The sequence below is a fragment of the Tahibacter sp. genome (assembly GCF_032229445.1).
Classification (GTDB): domain Bacteria; phylum Pseudomonadota; class Gammaproteobacteria; order Xanthomonadales; family Rhodanobacteraceae; genus Tahibacter.
Genome location: NZ_JAVTWC010000043.1, coordinates 1 through 14,256 on the forward strand (window position 1 = coordinate 1; position 14,256 = coordinate 14,256).

Genomic DNA, 14,256 nt, shown 5'->3' on the forward strand with positions numbered 1-14,256 from the left:
CCTGGTACTGGCACTTCGTCGACGTGGTGTGGCTAGGTCTTTTCATGTTCGTTTACGTGCTCTGAACCACAGGCAGCGCACACGCAGAAGCCGCGCCCAGCGCGGCTTTTTCGTTTCTGGCCCATTCGCAGCAAACTGCCGCACACGCTGGTTTCTCAGTTCTCGTCACTCATTCCCGCCTCCCGCGCCGCGGCGATCGGGTACGCTGCGCCTGTCCGCGCCGGCGCCAGCGACCATGCCTGAGTTCGACGTCAACCTGCTGCTCGATACCGGAACGCTGTCGGTACGCGACGTGCGCTGCCGTGGCGAATGCCGGCATCGCAGCGCCGAGGAATGCACCGCGGCGACGCACCTCGTGTTTCCGTATCGCGGCGTCTACGTGCGCCATGTCGGCGCGGAGCAGTCGGTGGCCGACGCGAACCATGTGCTGTTCTTCAACGCGGGCCAGGCGTATCAGGTCAGCCATCCGGTCGAAGGCGGTGATGCCTGCCTCTCGCTGGTGCTGCCCGAAGCGACGCTGCAGGAACTTGCGCCGGCGGAGCTGCTGCAACGCAGTGGCGAGCCGGGTTTCCGCGAACAGTGCCTGAGCATCGATCCGCGCGCACAGGCGCTCGTCGCCTTGCTGCGCCACGGCCTGCACAACGGCGTGATCGAGCCGCTCGAAGCCGAGGGCCTGCTGCTCACGCTCGTGAGTCGCAGCCTGGGCCCGCGCACCGCGCGCGCACCGCGCTCGACGCGACTGCGGCGCAGCCTGGTCGATCGCGCCAAGCTGCTGCTCGCGAGCGATCCGACGCGGCGCTGGACGCTCGCCGCCATGGCGGCCGAACTCGGCGGCTCGGCGGTGTATCTCACGCAGGTGTTCCAGCAGGTCGAGGGCCTGCCGCTGTATCGCTACCAGCTACGGGTGCGCCTGGCGCGTGCGCTGGACCGGATTCCGCAGGAGGACGACCTGTCGGCGCTCGCGTTCGAGCTCGGCTTCTCCAGCCACAGCCACTTCGCTTCCGCGTTCCGCCAGGCCTATGGCCGCTCGCCGAGCGCGTTCAAGCAGTCGCTGCGATAGCGTGGTCGCGCTGGCGCGAGGTATGGACCGGATAGACGTATGCCCGGCTGTCGCGTGCTGCAGAAGTCGCGCACTAAAGAATCTGACAGCGGTGCCAGCCGCCCGGATGGTCTAGTAGCCACACCCGGATTGCGGGTGTTTACGGAGATAAGTGCCATGGCAGAGACCTGTGCGGCTTGCGATTACCCGCTCGACGGCAATCGTATCAGCGTGAAGCTCGGCGGCAAGACCGTCGAAGTGTGTTGCGAGGAGTGTGCGCAGAAACTCAAGGAAGCGCATCCCGCTGGCAGCGCCTGAACCGGCGAGGCGACTACACGCCGCAGCCGTCCCCGTGTAGGGGGACGGCTGCGGCTTTCGTGTTCGGACCCCACAGGCAGAAGCGCAAACCGCGCGGCGCGGTGCTGCTCCCGCGCGGCAGGATGAAGCCGAAAATCAACGACGCGGTAGGGCGGCCCGGCAGCGCCACGCCATGTCACGGCCGTGTGTGCGTGGATGGGTCAGCGGCCCAGGTCGTGCGGCGTGATCCAGCCCATCCCGATTGCGAACATGACCACCACGATGAGCCCGACCGACAGGGCAATTCGTCGCGTCAGCGCCTTTACCGAGCGATTGGTCGTACCCTTGTCGACCATCATGTAATACAGCCCCGCGCCGAGGTTGTAGAGAATCACGATCAGGAACGCGACGACGATGAGTTTGCCGGCCATAACGGAACTGCTCGCAGGCGCGCACGGCGCAATGCGCAAGTATAGGCGCGGCTGCGCATGAGCCGGCGCTGGCATTGGCCGGGCGCATTCGCCTGGATGCTGCTGGTGCTCGGTCTCGCAGCGTTCCTTGGACTGTCGCGCTGGCAGTGGCTGCGCGCGCAGGAGAAAGAGCGCCTGCTGGCGTCCTATGCCGCCGCGGACAACAGCGGCGTGCGGCAATTTGCCACGCTGCCGGAAACCCTGCCGGTCGGGGACTATCCGCGCGTAGTCGCGAGCGGCCACTACGTCGACGGACGCGGCTACTGGCTGGACCAGCAGGTGCATGGAGGCAAGGTCGGACGGCGCGCGATCGCGGTGTTTGCGCCGGTCGGTTCGACGCGCCGCCTTCTCGTCGATCTGGGCTGGATCGCCGCGCCGCCGGGCCAGCCGCCGCCGGCCTGGCCGGCGCTGCCGTTGACCGACGTCGCGCTGCACGGTATCTACGCGCCGCCGCCGGGTGGTGGGCTGCGCGTCGGCGGTGACGCACTGCCACGCCAGAACGCCTGGCCCAAGCTGACGGTGTTCCTGGATCTCGCGGCGATTTCGGCGGATCTGAACACGCCGGTCGCGCCGCGGCTGTTGCTGCTCGACGCGGATCCGGCGTCGGGTTTCGTGCGCCAATGGACGCCGGCGGTGATGTCGCCGGAGAAGCACCGCGGCTACGCGCTGCAGTGGTTCACCTTTGCGCTGGCCGCGCTCGTGATCTTCGTTGTGCTGCATTGGCGCAAAATGAACTAAGGAAATAATGGATGGAATTTCAGACGAAGAAGCGCCTGCAGCTGATCGCGATCATGCTCGTGTTCATGGCCCCGATCGTGGTCGCGTTCGGACTGCGTCTGGGGCAGTGGCAGCCGCACAAGCTGCGCAACAACGGCGCATTGGTGCAGCCGCCGCAGGAGCTCGCGGCCGACACGCCGCGCGCCGTGCGCGATGCCGCGTTCACCTGGAAGGACAGCCAATACCGCTGGACCCTGCTGCTGATCGCCGGGCCGGACTGCGCGACTGCCTGCGAGCAGCGTCTGGCTGATGCGGAAAAGGTCTGGTCGCTGATGACGCAGAAGGCGACGCGCCTGCGCCTGGCCGTACTCGGTGTCGAGGCGACACCGGCGCGGCTGCAACGGTTCGCCCGCCTCGATTTCGTCCAGTCCGCCGCCGCGCCCCTGCAGGCACTTCGACCGGTGACTCCCGACAGTGTCGCCGCCGTCGTGGTCGACCCGGCCGGCCTGCTGATGCTGCGCTTCGATCCCGGCTACGACCCTTCGGGCGTGCGCCAGGACCTCTCCCGCCTGATCCGCTGATGCCATGAATACGAACCACCGAAACCTGCGCAACCTGGCCTGGTTCGCCGTCGCCTTCGCCCTGCTCGTCATCGTGTTCGGCGCCTTCGTGCGGCTGTCCAACGCCGGTCTGTCCTGCCCCGACTGGCCGACCTGCTATGGCAAGCTGACCTGGCCCAAGCACCACGAGATCGACGCGGCCAACCTCGCGTTTCCGGAGCGCGCCGTCGAATCGCACAAGGCCTGGCGCGAGCAGGTGCACCGGTTTCTCGCCGGCGGCCTGATCCTGACCACGTTCGGCCTGGCCTTCCTCGCCTGGCGCCGGCGCCGCGAGATGTCCGGTATTGCGGCGGTGCTGCTGGCCGCCTCGGTGCTGATCGTGTTCCAGGCGCTGCTGGGGATGTGGACCGTGACCTGGAAGCTCAAGCCCATTGTAGTGATGGCGCACCTGGTGGGCGGCTTGTCGACTTTTTGCCTTTTGGCTTATGTTGCATTGCGCCTCAGTCTGGAGCCGCTGGGCCGCGCCGACACCGCTGCGCTGCGGCGCATGCTGATCGCCGGCATCGTGCTGGTCGCACTGCAGATCGCGCTCGGTGGCTGGACCAGCGCGAACTATGCGGCGCTGTCCTGCGGCCTGGATTTCCCGACCTGCGCCGGGCGCTGGTGGCCGGCGACGGATTTTCGCGAGGCGTTCGTGCTCTGGCGCGGCATCGGCGTGAACTACGAAGGCGGCGTGCTCGACGCGGACGCGCGCACGGCGATCCAGCTGGTTCACCGCATTGGCGCCCTGGTCGTGCTCGGGCATCTGCTCGGCGTCATCGTTGCGGCCTGGCGCCGCGGCTTCGGCCGATGGGCGCTCGCGCTGCTTGCCGCACTGCTGCTGCAGATCGGGCTGGGCATCAGCAACGTCGTACTGGGCCTGCCGCTGCCCGTGGCGACGGCCCACAACGCAGGCGCGGCGCTGCTGCTGCTGGTCCTGTTCGGACTGCTGGTCCGGCTGCGGCGCGCCCGCAACTGAGACAGAGCGCGGACCGCGCTGGGGCGAGGCACGCGCTACGGCGGTGTCCTGTTCGCGGCGTCCGGGGCAACCCGACCATGTGCTATCGCCACGGCCGGCGCCCCACTGCGTGAAAATCACACGCTGCGGCTAAACTCCGGCCATGTCCCCGCGCAACGGCAACACCACACAGCGCCGAACCGTGCGCCCGCCTGGCGAGCGCTCGGCGCACGTGGGCTCGGCCTGCGTCGTCGTCATCCATGGCGAGAACCTGGGTCACCGGCACGAACTGGGCGATAAGGACGTCGTCGTCGGGCGCTCGCCGGATGTCGAGCTGCAGATCAATCACGGCAGCATCTCGCGCCAGCACTGCCGCATCTGGCGTGAAGCCAGCGGCTATCGCATTCGCGACCTGGACTCGACCAACAAGACCTTCGTCAACGAACAGCCCATCCTCGAGGCCGAGTTGCGCGACGGCGACCACATCGGCGTCGGTGACAGCATCCTGAAGTTCATGGAACAGGGCTCGGTCGAGGCGCGCTATCACGAGGAGCTGTACCAGCTTGCTACCTCCGATCCGCTGACCGGTCTTTACAATCGTCGCCAGTTCCAGGAGCTGGTGGAAAAAGAGATTCTGCGCGCTACGCGGCATTTGCGCACATTGATTCTGGCCCTCGTCGACATCGACGATTTCAAGTCGATCAACGACCGCTACGGCCATCCGGCCGGCGACGGCGTGATCCGCGGCATCGCGCAACTGCTGCGGCACAATGCGCGAGCCGACCAGCTGATCGCGCGCATCGGCGGCGAGGAGTTCGCGCTGGTCTATGCCGAGCAAACCCTCGGCGAAGCGGTCGAGTCGGCCGAGCGCGTACGTCGCGCGATCGAAGCCAGCCCGTTCGAACTCGGCGGCAAATCCGCCACCGTGACCGTCAGCATCGGCCTGGCGCCGTGGCGCCGCGGCATGAGTTCGCTGGCCGACCTCATGCGCGCCGCGGACGAGCAGCTGTATCGTGCCAAGCAGGGCGGCCGCAACCGTGTCTGCCGTGTCGACGTGGCCTGACGCGCGACGCAATGCGCAAATCGTCCGCCTCGTATGCCGTCCTCGTCGCGCTGCTGTCGGCACTGTTCTTCACCGCGACCTATGTACTCAACCGCGCGATGGCGATCGACGGGGGCTACTGGGCCTGGACCGCGGCGCTGCGCTATTTCCTGACCCTGCCGCTGCTGGCGTTGGTCGTGCCGTTCAACGGGGGCTTCACGCCAGTCTGGCGGGCATTGCGCGCGCATCCGCTGCCGTGGCTGTTGTGGAGCGCGATCGGATTCACGCTGTTCTGCCTCTGCCTGACCTGGGCCGCAGCAAGCGGGCCATCGTGGCTGATCGCGGGCAGCTTCCAGCTCACCATCGTTGCCGGCATGCTGCTCGCACCACTGATCTATTGCGATGCACGGGCACGTCTGCCCAAACGCGCACTGGGGCTGGGTTTCGTCACCGTCGCCGGCGTGCTGCTGCTGCAGTTCGGCCATTTCGACGGTGCGCTCGACGCGCAGGCCTGGGCGGCGCTCGCGAGCGTCTGCGTCGCGGCGGTGCTGTATCCGCTCGGCAACCGCCGCATCCTGTTGCACCTGGAGCGCAGCGGCGAAGACCTCAACGCCACCCAGCGCGTGTTCGGCATGACCTTGGCGAGTCAGCCGTTCTGGCTGCTGGTTGCCGTCTACGCGGCCTGGCAGTCGGGTCCGCCGGCGGCCTCGCAGGTGCTTCTGGCCGGCGGCGTCGCGCTGTTCGCCGGCACGATCGCGACGATCCTGTTTTTCCACGCGACCGGCCTCGTGCGCAATGATCCGACCGCGCTGGGCGCAGTCGAGGCGATGCAGGCGGCCGAGATCCTGTTCGCGACGGCGCTTGGCGTCGCCTTCCTGCACGAGTCGTTGCCCTCCGGTCCGGCGCTGATCGGTGCGGGCCTCGTCATCGCCGGAATTGCAGGCCTCAGCCTTGTTGTCGCCGCCAAGGCCGCTGGCGACCGACGCGAGACACAGGCACTGCGCACCGATCGAGGCGCGTGAGCCGCGTGTTCACGGATCGCGTGCCACGCGGCCGCCCCAGGCGGACCAACTGAAGCCCAGCCCGGCCAGCAGCAGGATCAGCACGGTGTGTAAGACCGGATACGCGCCGGCCATCAGCAGCGTCGCGGCGAAGCACAGCCAGGCGCTCGCCGTCGCGAGCGGACGCAGCTTCTGCGCCGGCATGTCCTTGGCCATCCACCAGTACGCCGTGCCAGCAAGGATCAGCAGCACCGCGAAGCTGAGGCTGAACATGCAATGCAGCGTCCACATCGTCGTGCCCAGGCGCGGCACGAGGACGTAGCTCTTCATCGCTTCGATCACCGCGCGACGGCGCTCGTCCGTCAGCGTGTCGGCGACGTAGAACTGGTAGTGCGCCATTGCCTGCATGCCGGCGGCAATCAGGAAGATACCGGCGGAGAACCTGATGCCGCGGCGCAGCTGCAGTTCGGACATGAAGGACACGGTGCGCAAGGGTGTTGCCGGCGAGGTTATGCGTTGCCGCCCGCGCGTCGCAACGTGTGGCGGCGTGACGTGGCTTGCCGTGCCGGGCCCGCGCGCCTACTGTCGCGCGGGCCGTCGCCCGTCGGCTTTCCGGTTTGCCTGCCGTGCCCCATCCCTGCCAGACCTGTGGGGCCTGCTGCGCCCGCTTTCGCGTCGCATTCCACTGGTCCGAGACTACGGCCTATGCCGAAACTGGCATGCCGGCGGAGCTTACCGAGCCGCTGGATGCGCACCGCGTCAGCATGCGAGGTACCGACAGCCGCACGCCGCACTGCATCAACCTCGTCGGCGCGGTCGGCAGCGCCGTAGGCTGTGCCCACTACGCGCGCCGGCCTTCGCCATGCCGCGACCTGGGTGCTGCATGGGAGTTCGGTGAGCCCAGCCCGCAGTGCGATCGCGCGCGCGCCGCGTACGGGCTGGCGCCGCTGACGGTGGAAACCTGGCGGTCCCGGCTCACGGGCATGCCACCCGACGCCTGAAGGGCCACGCACTTGCTGCCGCAAGTTGCAGCCGAGCCTTGGCCGGGTTCTGCGCTCAGGTCTGGGTGCCAGTTCAAATCTGGACACCCAAATCTGGACACCGATCAAGTCTGGCCAGTTCAAATCTGGACACCCAAATCTGGACACCCATCAAGTCTGGCCGCCAGCCCCACGCCCAGGAACGATCCAGAAAGTTCAAGTCTGGACACCCACCAAGTCTGGCCAGTTCAATTCCGGACACCCACCAAATCTGGCCGCCAACCCACGCCTGGGAACGCTTGAGCCATGCCAGGTCCCGGCCAAGTCTTGGGTGTGCGGCCAGTTCAAATCTGGACACCCACCAAATCTGGCCGCCAACCCACGCCTGGGAACGCTTGAGCCATGCCAGGTCCCGGCCAAGTCTTGGGTGTGCGGCCAGTTCAAATCTGGACACCCACCAAATCTGGCCGCCAGCCCACGCCTGGGAACGCTCGAGCCAGGCCAGGTCCCGGCCAACTCTTGGGTGTGTAGATCCGACTCGTGGGTGTCCAGATCCGTGGATCGATCTGAGACGTAGCGATTGGTGGGTCTCCAGATTGGGTCGGTTGATGGGTGTCCAGATCCGTGTCCAGATCCGTGCGCCAAGCAGGTGGGGTCCAGATTCGGTGGGTGTCCAGATTCGACGTGCAGTTTCGACGCGAGCAGGTGGGTGTCCAGATCCGCCGACTCGTGGGTGTCCAGATCCGTGTCCAGATCCGCCCACTCGTGGGTGTCCAGATCCGTGCTACTCGTGGGTGTCCAGATTCGCGGGTCGATGGGTGTGCAGATCCGTGTCCAGATCCGTGCGCCAAGCAGGTGGCGTCCAGATTCGGTGGGTGTCCAGATTCGACGTCCAGATTCGACGCGAGCAGGTGGGTGTCCAGATCCGCCGTGACGCGACTAGGTGGGTGTCCAGGTCTGCCGCAGGTCTGCCGGCATCCAGGTCCGCCGCACTCATCCGACCAGATCCGTCGGTATCCAGACCCGCAATCCCGGTGATGGCCGTGATCGGGCGATCCGGGCCTGACCGTCAGCGTTTGCGATAAAGACCGTCGAACACCGTGGTCCAGGTTTTGCCGCTGTCATCCGAGCTTTCCCAGAGCTGGCGAACGCTGCCGTCCTTGTTGGGTGTCCAGGTCACGCGCTGCAGCGAGCGCTTGCCGCTGCCCGGATCGACCTGGTTGCCACTGAGCACCATGCGGCCGTCCTTGAATTCGCCGCTCAAGAACAGAACCGTGCTGTCAGTGTCGACCCAGTATTGGTTCCAGCGATTGTTGCGCGCGTCCCAGGCGGTGTAACTTTTGCCTTGTGTGCCGCTCGCGCCGGTCCAGTCCTCGCTGATTGCGCAGCCGCCGACGACCGCTTCGATGCGGTTGCGGCCGGCGGGCTTGCCCTGCGGATTGGTCACGCCCCAGTCACCGATCCAGAAATCGAACTGGTGGAACTCGGCCGCAGCACAGGCGGGGGACTTCATCGGCGGCGTTCCGGCGTGAACACAGGCCAGTGGCAACAGGCAGGCCAGGGCGAGCGGCCGCGTGGATTTCATCGGTAGTTCCCCATGAGGACGAAAAGCAGGGATGCGCGTGGCGAAGCAGTCTAGGCAGGCGCACCCAGGCGCGGGTTCTGGAAATTGCGTATACGCGGGCACGCCGCGAACGCGCAGGAATTGCATTAGGCGACCGGTGCCGCAGCGCACATGGACGCGGTTCGGCCCAACCGCGACAATAGCCGGCTGAACCTCCCGGCAGCCGCCTGCCCCCTCTTTCCCACCGGAGATTTCCATGGCCGAGCCCACCATCACCGCCCCCGCCGGCGGCGCCAAGATCACGATCGACAACGGCGTCCTCACCGTTCCCAACAACCCGATCATTCCATTCATCGAGGGCGACGGCACCGGCGCCGACATCTGGCGCGCCTCGGTGCGCGTGTTCGATGCGGCGGTGAAGAAGGCCTACGGCGGCGAACGCCAGATCCACTGGCTCGAAATCTACGCCGGCGAAAAATCCAACAACCAGTTTGGCAGCTGGCTGCCGGAATCCACCGTCCAGGCCTGCCGCGACTATCTCGTCTCGATCAAGGGACCGCTGACCACGCCGATCGGCGGCGGCATCCGCTCCCTCAACGTCGCGCTGCGCCAGATGCTGGACCTCTACGTCTGCCTGCGCCCGGTGCGCTGGTTCAAGGGCGTGCCCTCGCCGGTGAAGACGCCGGAAAAAGTGGACATGGTGATCTTTCGCGAAAACTGCGAAGACATCTACGCCGGCATCGAGTTCGAACAGGGCAGCGACGCGAACACGAAGTTCCTCGCCCTGCTCAAGGACAACTTCCCGAAGGAATTCGGCAAGATCCGTTTCCCGGAAACCTCCGGCATCGGCATCAAGCCCGTGTCCAAGGACGGTTCCGAGCGCCTGATCCGCGCGGCGATCGAGTACGCGATCACGAACAAGCGCAAGTCGGTGACCCTGGTGCACAAGGGCAACATCATGAAGTTCACCGAAGGCGCGTTCCGCAACTGGGGCTATGCCCTGGCCGAGCGTGATTTCGGCGACCAGGTCTACACCTGGGAACAGTGGGAGCGTACCAAGGCCGCCAAGGGCGAGGCCGAGGCCAATGCTGAGCAGAAGGCCGAGCTGGCCAAGGGCAAGGTGCTGATCAAGGACGCGATCGCCGACATCACCTTGCAGCAGGTGCTGACCCGTCCGGACGAATTCGACGTGATCGCCACGCTCAACCTCAACGGTGACTACCTCAGCGACGCGCTCGCCGCGCAGGTCGGCGGCATCGGCATTGCGCCGGGCGGCAACATCAACTACAGCACCGGACACGCTGTGTTCGAAGCCACCCACGGCACTGCACCGAAGTACGCCGGCCTCGACAAGGTCAACCCGGGCTCGGTGATCCTGTCCGGAGAAATGATGCTGCGCTACATGGGCTGGACCGAAGCCGCGGACGCCATCATCGCGGCGATGGACAAGGCCATCGGCAACAAGACCGTGACCTACGACTTCGCCCGCCTCATGGACGGCGCCACCGAGGTCCGGTGCTCCGAGTTTGCGGATGAGCTGATCAAGGCGCTGTAAGCATTCGTGAAAGTTCGCAGTCGGGTTCTGGAGTGCGGCTCTTGTGATCTGCACAAGATCTCCACAACCCCGCCACACGCCTGCGTTGCGGGCGTGTGGCCTTCCGGCCCGTTGGCGTTCAGAGTGATCAGAACCTGCGGTTCTGAGCGATCACTCTTCACCCCCCTCGACTCAAGGGGGCTCCGAAAACAGAAGCTTGCTCTGGCTTGCTCGGCGCGTCCCTGGTCATGTTCAAGTCGATCACCCCAGAAACCTGCTGTCTTGCCGCGATCCGGGACTCGACCTGGGTCTGGAACTGTTGGACGGACCCGCGCCGATTCAGATCGACTACGCCGCTCAGCGCCGCAATTCGAGAACTTGCTGACGGCGTCGAACGCGCGATCGCCACACGGCAGGCGCTGACGCGACGATCCTCGCTGGTCAGTCGAACCGGCTGATAAAGATGATGTCCGCCGCCGGGGATCCCGGCACCGCGAAGCGCGAGATACGTGCGCGCTGCAGCGTGTCGCCTTGGGCGCGGGAGTTTGTGTAGATGCTGCCGTCGTCGAGCAGGCTCCAGAACTCGTCGGCGGGCGATGATCCGCTGACGCTGACGCTGACGCTGACGCTGACGCTGACGCTGACGATGCCGTCGACGTCAAATTCTGCGAGCACGCTGAGATCGTCGGCGGACACGAGGGCGCCGTCGCTGTGCCTCGCGCCGGTGAGGAAACCGATCTCACCATTGGCCCTCGCGACGCCACCTGCGGTGTCGGCATTGCGGCGCGCGAGCACGGTGCCGTGTCGGTCAATCAACAGATGCTCGGTACCCGAATAGGCGAGATAGCGTCCGCGGACCGGGCCGGCCGCGCCAGTCAGGTATATTCGCTCGCCGCCGGCGGCATCGACGGCCACACCCGCCACGCCGGTGGCGCTGACCTGCCGCAGACGCAACGGAGGGCTGTTCCAGGATTCCGCGATCACGCTGCTGCCGTCATCCTCGAAACCGAAGAACGCCAGAAAAGCCCCGGCTTCTACGCGCCAGCGCTCGGAACCATCGGTGTTGAGGCGCAGCAAGGTGCTCGCGGGCTGCGCGCAGGCGGTCGGCGGACTTATGTTGCAGTTCGCGACGCGCTGCCAGGTCCCCACGGAAGCGCGGCCGTTGGGCCACAGTCTCGCGTTCGCGATGATCACTGTTTCATCCGGTCCGACGAGTTCGGTAAACGCATCGTCGATCACGTCTCCGCCGGTTCCAATGCGCAGCCACCGCAACCCGTTGTTGTGGGGCACGAGTGCGACCACACCGCTGGGTCGCGCGACCAGCATGGCGCGCGACCACAGCGCCGGCGTGGCGCCCAGGTCGGTTGTCACCAGCACGCCGCCGTCGGCGGCCAGGCGCACGAGTTCGTGATGCTGAGGAAGCCCGCCGGGCGCATAGCAATTGCGCAACACCCAGGACTCTCCCGTCGGCAGCCTTTCGACCGCGTCGACGTAGCCATTGGTGCCGTCGGGCAGGCAGGCGTCGGCGGCGTCCATGCGCCATTGCCGGACGCCTTCCGTTGTGAGGCTGGCCGCGCTACGCAGCAGATTGATGGTAATTCCGTCGCTCGTGGCGCGTGTGCCGACGACGACTGATGTCGCAAACTGGCCGTTCGCGCTATCGAACATCACGCTCCACTGCGGAGTCTGCCGTTCGGCATGGGCTGTCGTGCAAACGACTCCTCCGGCAAGCAGAACGACAAAACCGGCGACTGCGATGCGATACGTCATGCGATTTCCCCTGACGCCGCGGCGATTCTAGGCCTTCGGCCGAAACGCCCACGTAAGAAGACGTTAAGCATCGTGTGATGACCGCGGTGTGAGCGTATCGCGTGCTTGCCAGCAGCGACCCAGCCGCGATACTGGTGCAAATCCCCGATGCGCTATCCCATGACTGACACCTCCGCGGCCACCGCCGCTGCCCTGATCCACGCCGGTTTCGCGGACTATCACGCGCGCTTCCGCGAAATCACGCAGCGAGCGCAGCGCCGCTTCGAGATGCGCGACTGGAGCGGCGCGAGCGAGGATGCGGTCGAGCGCATCAAGCTCTACGACGCGAGCGCGCAGCGCATGGCCGCGCAGCTCGAGGACCATCTCGGCGAGGCGCTGCACGATCGCGCGCTCTGGCGCGAGATTCACGCGCACTACGCCCAGACGATCGCGAATCTGCTCGACCAGGAACTCTACAAGACCTGGTACAACACGCAGACGCGGCGCTTCTTCAAGACCCGCGGTGTCGACGCCGCGATCGAGTTCGTTGCGCTGGACATCGAGCCGACTGACCGCATCACGCATCCGGTCGCGCGGCACAGCTACGCGGTGTGGAGCAATCTGCCGCGGGTTTGCCAGGCCATTCTCGACGACTATCCGTTCGCGGCCGCCTATGCCCATGCCGGACTCTGCGCGATGCGCATCGCCGAGGCGGTATCGCGCCGGCTGGAAAGCTGGGGCGGCGATCCGGTGCGTGCGATCGAATTGCTGGAGACCGTGTTCTACCGCGAGCGGCGCGCCTATCTCGTCGGCCGTGTGTTCGGTGCGGAACGCATCGCGCCACTCGTGATTGCGCTGGTGCACGAGCCTGGCGGCATCCGCGCCGATGCGGTGCTGACCGAACGCGAGCACGTCGCCCAGGTCTTCGGCTATACGCGCAGCTATTTCCATGCGGATCTGGCCACGGTCGGCGATGCGGTCGTGTTCCTGCGCACCTTGCTGCCGTCCAAGCCGATCGACGAGCTCTACACCGTGCTCGGCCGCGCCAAGCAAGGCAAGACCGAGCGCTACCGGCATTTCTTCCGCCACCTGCAGCGCGATCCGGACGAGCAGTTCCTGCATGCCGAGGGCGAACGCGGCATGGTCATGCTGGTTTTCACGCTGCCGTCGTATCCGCTCGTGTTCAAACTGATCCGCGATCGCTTCGCGTTTCCGAAGGAAAGCGTGCGCGAGGAGGTCATGGAGAAATACCGGATGGTCTTCCATCGTGACCGTGCCGGCCGTCTCGTCGATGCGCAGGAGTTCCGCTTCCTGCGCTTTCCGCAGCGACGCTTCTCGCCGGCACTGCTCAAGGAGATCCTCGATGAATGTCGCGAAAGCGCGTATGTGGACGGCAACGATCTCGTCATCGCGCACTGCTACATCGAGCGGCGCCTGCGGCCGCTGAACCTGTACCTGCGTGAGGTCAGCGCGGACCTCGCGGTGCGCGCGATCCTCGACTACGGCCAGGCCATCCGCGACCTGGCGCGCAGCAATGTATTCGCCGGCGACCTGCTGCTGAAGAATTTCGGCATCACGCGCAACGGCCGCGCGATCTTCTACGACTACGACGAACTTTGCCTCGTCGAAGAATGCCGCTTCCGCGACCTGCCCGACGACGAAGGCGACGGCGCGAGTGGCAGCGACGCCTGGTACGTCGGTCCGCACGACGTGTTCCCGCAGCAGTTTCCTCGGTTTCTGGGTCTCAACGACGAACTGCGCGCGGCGCTGCTCGATCGCCATGGTGAGATCTTCGAAGTGGGCTGGTGGCTTGAACTGCAGCGGCGCATCGCTGCAGGCGAGCGCATCGACGTGCCGCCGTATCCGCCGACGGCCTGCCTCAATCCGGCGGCGTTGCTGGGGCAGTCGCTGGTCTGAGGGACTTCAGCCGCAGCCGCCGCAGACGAGGCCGGCATCGTCGAGGGCCGGGTCTTGCGGCAGCGGTGTCGATTCGCGCCGCACGACCGCTTTCGCGGCCTCGTCAACGGCTGCGTCGAGCAGGTCTTCCGGACGCGTGAAGTGACCATGCAGGAACAACAGGTCTTTCCAGATCGAGGCCATGCGGGTTCTCCGGTAGCAGCGGCGGGAGTTGACGCCACTTGAATGTGCTGACAGCGTAGTGATGACATAGCCGCAGAAAAAGCGACATCTTCGCAAGCCAGCCTTGAGGAAAATTCAACATGAGTTCTCCGGAAAAGCAATAAATAGCTTCTGCTTTTGGAGCCCCCTTGAGTCAAGGGGGTGAAGAGTGATCGCTCAGAACCGCA

General features: G+C 66.0%; 15 protein-coding genes. 10 read left to right on the top strand and 5 right to left on the bottom strand.

Going from position 1 to position 14,256, the window contains the following annotated elements; all coding sequences use genetic code 11:
- The first annotated feature begins 235 nt into the window (after nt 1-235).
- Nucleotides 236-1,060, top strand: coding sequence for an AraC family transcriptional regulator (locus tag RUU78_RS08705; RefSeq protein WP_313915661.1), 825 nt, complete (start codon nt 236-238; stop codon nt 1,058-1,060).
- Nucleotides 1,061-1,216: 156 nt separating this feature from the next.
- Nucleotides 1,217-1,357, top strand: coding sequence for a hypothetical protein (locus tag RUU78_RS08710; RefSeq protein ID WP_313915663.1), 141 nt, complete (start codon nt 1,217-1,219; stop codon nt 1,355-1,357).
- 200 nt (nt 1,358-1,557) lie between these two features.
- Here RUU78_RS08710 and RUU78_RS08715 read toward each other — a convergent pair whose 3' ends face one another.
- Nucleotides 1,558-1,767 (bottom strand): twin transmembrane helix small protein, encoded by a 210-nt coding sequence (locus tag RUU78_RS08715; protein WP_313915665.1) that lies wholly within the window; start codon nt 1,765-1,767, stop codon nt 1,558-1,560.
- A 57-nt stretch (nt 1,768-1,824) separates the two neighbouring features.
- On the opposite strand from RUU78_RS08715, the gene RUU78_RS08720 reads away from it, so the two are divergent.
- The 5 genes from RUU78_RS08720 (at nt 1,825) to RUU78_RS08740 (ending at nt 6,144) form a co-directional block, all read left to right on the top strand.
- Nucleotides 1,825-2,544, top strand: a complete 720-nt coding sequence (locus tag RUU78_RS08720) for an SURF1 family protein (protein WP_313915667.1) — start codon at nt 1,825-1,827, stop codon at nt 2,542-2,544.
- Between the two features lie 11 nt (nt 2,545-2,555).
- On the top strand, nt 2,556-3,104 hold the full coding sequence (locus RUU78_RS08725) for a hypothetical protein (RefSeq protein WP_313915669.1): 549 nt from the start codon (nt 2,556-2,558) through the stop codon (nt 3,102-3,104).
- Between the two features lie 4 nt (nt 3,105-3,108).
- Nucleotides 3,109-4,101, top strand: coding sequence for a COX15/CtaA family protein (locus RUU78_RS08730; RefSeq protein WP_313915671.1), 993 nt, complete (start codon nt 3,109-3,111; stop codon nt 4,099-4,101).
- Between the two features lie 142 nt (nt 4,102-4,243).
- Entirely contained in the window at nt 4,244-5,143 is a 900-nt protein-coding gene (locus tag RUU78_RS08735) for a GGDEF domain-containing protein (RefSeq protein WP_313915672.1), read from the top strand.
- Between the two features lie 11 nt (nt 5,144-5,154).
- Complete coding sequence (locus RUU78_RS08740) at nt 5,155-6,144, top strand: multidrug resistance efflux transporter family protein (RefSeq protein WP_313915674.1); 990 nt, start codon at nt 5,155-5,157, stop codon at nt 6,142-6,144.
- 9 nt (nt 6,145-6,153) lie between these two features.
- Here the strand turns inward: RUU78_RS08740 and RUU78_RS08745 are convergent, their stop codons facing one another.
- Complete coding sequence (locus tag RUU78_RS08745; protein WP_313915676.1) at nt 6,154-6,597, bottom strand: hypothetical protein; 444 nt, start codon at nt 6,595-6,597, stop codon at nt 6,154-6,156.
- 152 nt (nt 6,598-6,749) lie between these two features.
- On the opposite strand from RUU78_RS08745, the gene RUU78_RS08750 reads away from it, so the two are divergent.
- A complete protein-coding gene (locus RUU78_RS08750) occupies nt 6,750-7,124 on the top strand; it encodes a YkgJ family cysteine cluster protein (protein WP_313915678.1) in 375 nt (124 codons plus the stop codon).
- 1,048 nt (nt 7,125-8,172) lie between these two features.
- Here RUU78_RS08750 and RUU78_RS08755 read toward each other — a convergent pair.
- Nucleotides 8,173-8,688 carry a hypothetical protein gene (locus RUU78_RS08755; protein WP_313915680.1) on the bottom strand — a complete coding sequence of 172 codons (516 nt, stop codon included), beginning with the start codon at nt 8,686-8,688 and terminating at the stop codon, nt 8,173-8,175.
- Between the two features lie 235 nt (nt 8,689-8,923).
- On the opposite strand from RUU78_RS08755, the gene icd reads away from it, so the two are divergent.
- The gene (gene icd, locus RUU78_RS08760) at nt 8,924-10,222 is read left to right on the top strand and encodes an NADP-dependent isocitrate dehydrogenase (RefSeq protein WP_313915681.1); all 1,299 of its coding nucleotides are present in this window, start codon (nt 8,924-8,926) and stop codon (nt 10,220-10,222) included.
- A gap of 420 nt (nt 10,223-10,642) precedes the next feature.
- Here icd and RUU78_RS08765 read toward each other — a convergent pair whose 3' ends face one another.
- Nucleotides 10,643-11,971 (bottom strand): hypothetical protein, encoded by a 1,329-nt coding sequence (locus RUU78_RS08765; protein WP_313915683.1) that lies wholly within the window; start codon nt 11,969-11,971, stop codon nt 10,643-10,645.
- 159 nt (nt 11,972-12,130) lie between these two features.
- Between RUU78_RS08765 and aceK the strand changes: the two genes are divergently transcribed.
- A complete protein-coding gene (gene aceK, locus RUU78_RS08770) occupies nt 12,131-13,867 on the top strand; it encodes a bifunctional isocitrate dehydrogenase kinase/phosphatase (RefSeq protein ID WP_313915685.1) in 1,737 nt (578 codons plus the stop codon).
- 6 nt (nt 13,868-13,873) lie between these two features.
- Here aceK and RUU78_RS08775 read toward each other — a convergent pair whose 3' ends face one another.
- A complete protein-coding gene (locus RUU78_RS08775; protein ID WP_313915687.1) occupies nt 13,874-14,050 on the bottom strand; it encodes a hypothetical protein in 177 nt (58 codons plus the stop codon).
- Nucleotides 14,051-14,256: the final 206 nt, after the last annotated feature.

What these genes read in the sequence shown, in the direction of transcription:
- RUU78_RS08720 (WP_313915667.1), top strand. Translation starts at nt 1,825, where the DNA reads ATGAGCCGGCGCTGGCATTGGCCGGGCGCATTCGCCTGGATGCTGCTG.
- aceK (WP_313915685.1), top strand. Translation starts at nt 12,131, where the DNA reads ATGACTGACACCTCCGCGGCCACCGCCGCTGCCCTGATCCACGCCGGT.
- RUU78_RS08775 (WP_313915687.1), bottom strand. Translation starts at nt 14,050, where the DNA reads ATGGCCTCGATCTGGAAAGACCTGTTGTTCCTGCATGGTCACTTCACG.
- RUU78_RS08705 (WP_313915661.1), top strand. Translation starts at nt 236, where the DNA reads ATGCCTGAGTTCGACGTCAACCTGCTGCTCGATACCGGAACGCTGTCG.
- RUU78_RS08725 (WP_313915669.1), top strand. Translation starts at nt 2,556, where the DNA reads ATGGAATTTCAGACGAAGAAGCGCCTGCAGCTGATCGCGATCATGCTC.
- RUU78_RS08745 (WP_313915676.1), bottom strand. Translation starts at nt 6,597, where the DNA reads ATGTCCGAACTGCAGCTGCGCCGCGGCATCAGGTTCTCCGCCGGTATC.
- RUU78_RS08710 (WP_313915663.1), top strand. Translation starts at nt 1,217, where the DNA reads ATGGCAGAGACCTGTGCGGCTTGCGATTACCCGCTCGACGGCAATCGT.
- RUU78_RS08735 (WP_313915672.1), top strand. Translation starts at nt 4,244, where the DNA reads ATGTCCCCGCGCAACGGCAACACCACACAGCGCCGAACCGTGCGCCCG.
- RUU78_RS08755 (WP_313915680.1), bottom strand. Translation starts at nt 8,688, where the DNA reads ATGAAATCCACGCGGCCGCTCGCCCTGGCCTGCCTGTTGCCACTGGCC.
- RUU78_RS08715 (WP_313915665.1), bottom strand. Translation starts at nt 1,767, where the DNA reads ATGGCCGGCAAACTCATCGTCGTCGCGTTCCTGATCGTGATTCTCTAC.
- RUU78_RS08740 (WP_313915674.1), top strand. Translation starts at nt 5,155, where the DNA reads ATGCGCAAATCGTCCGCCTCGTATGCCGTCCTCGTCGCGCTGCTGTCG.
- RUU78_RS08730 (WP_313915671.1), top strand. Translation starts at nt 3,109, where the DNA reads ATGAATACGAACCACCGAAACCTGCGCAACCTGGCCTGGTTCGCCGTC.
- icd (WP_313915681.1), top strand. Translation starts at nt 8,924, where the DNA reads ATGGCCGAGCCCACCATCACCGCCCCCGCCGGCGGCGCCAAGATCACG.
- RUU78_RS08765 (WP_313915683.1), bottom strand. Translation starts at nt 11,971, where the DNA reads ATGACGTATCGCATCGCAGTCGCCGGTTTTGTCGTTCTGCTTGCCGGA.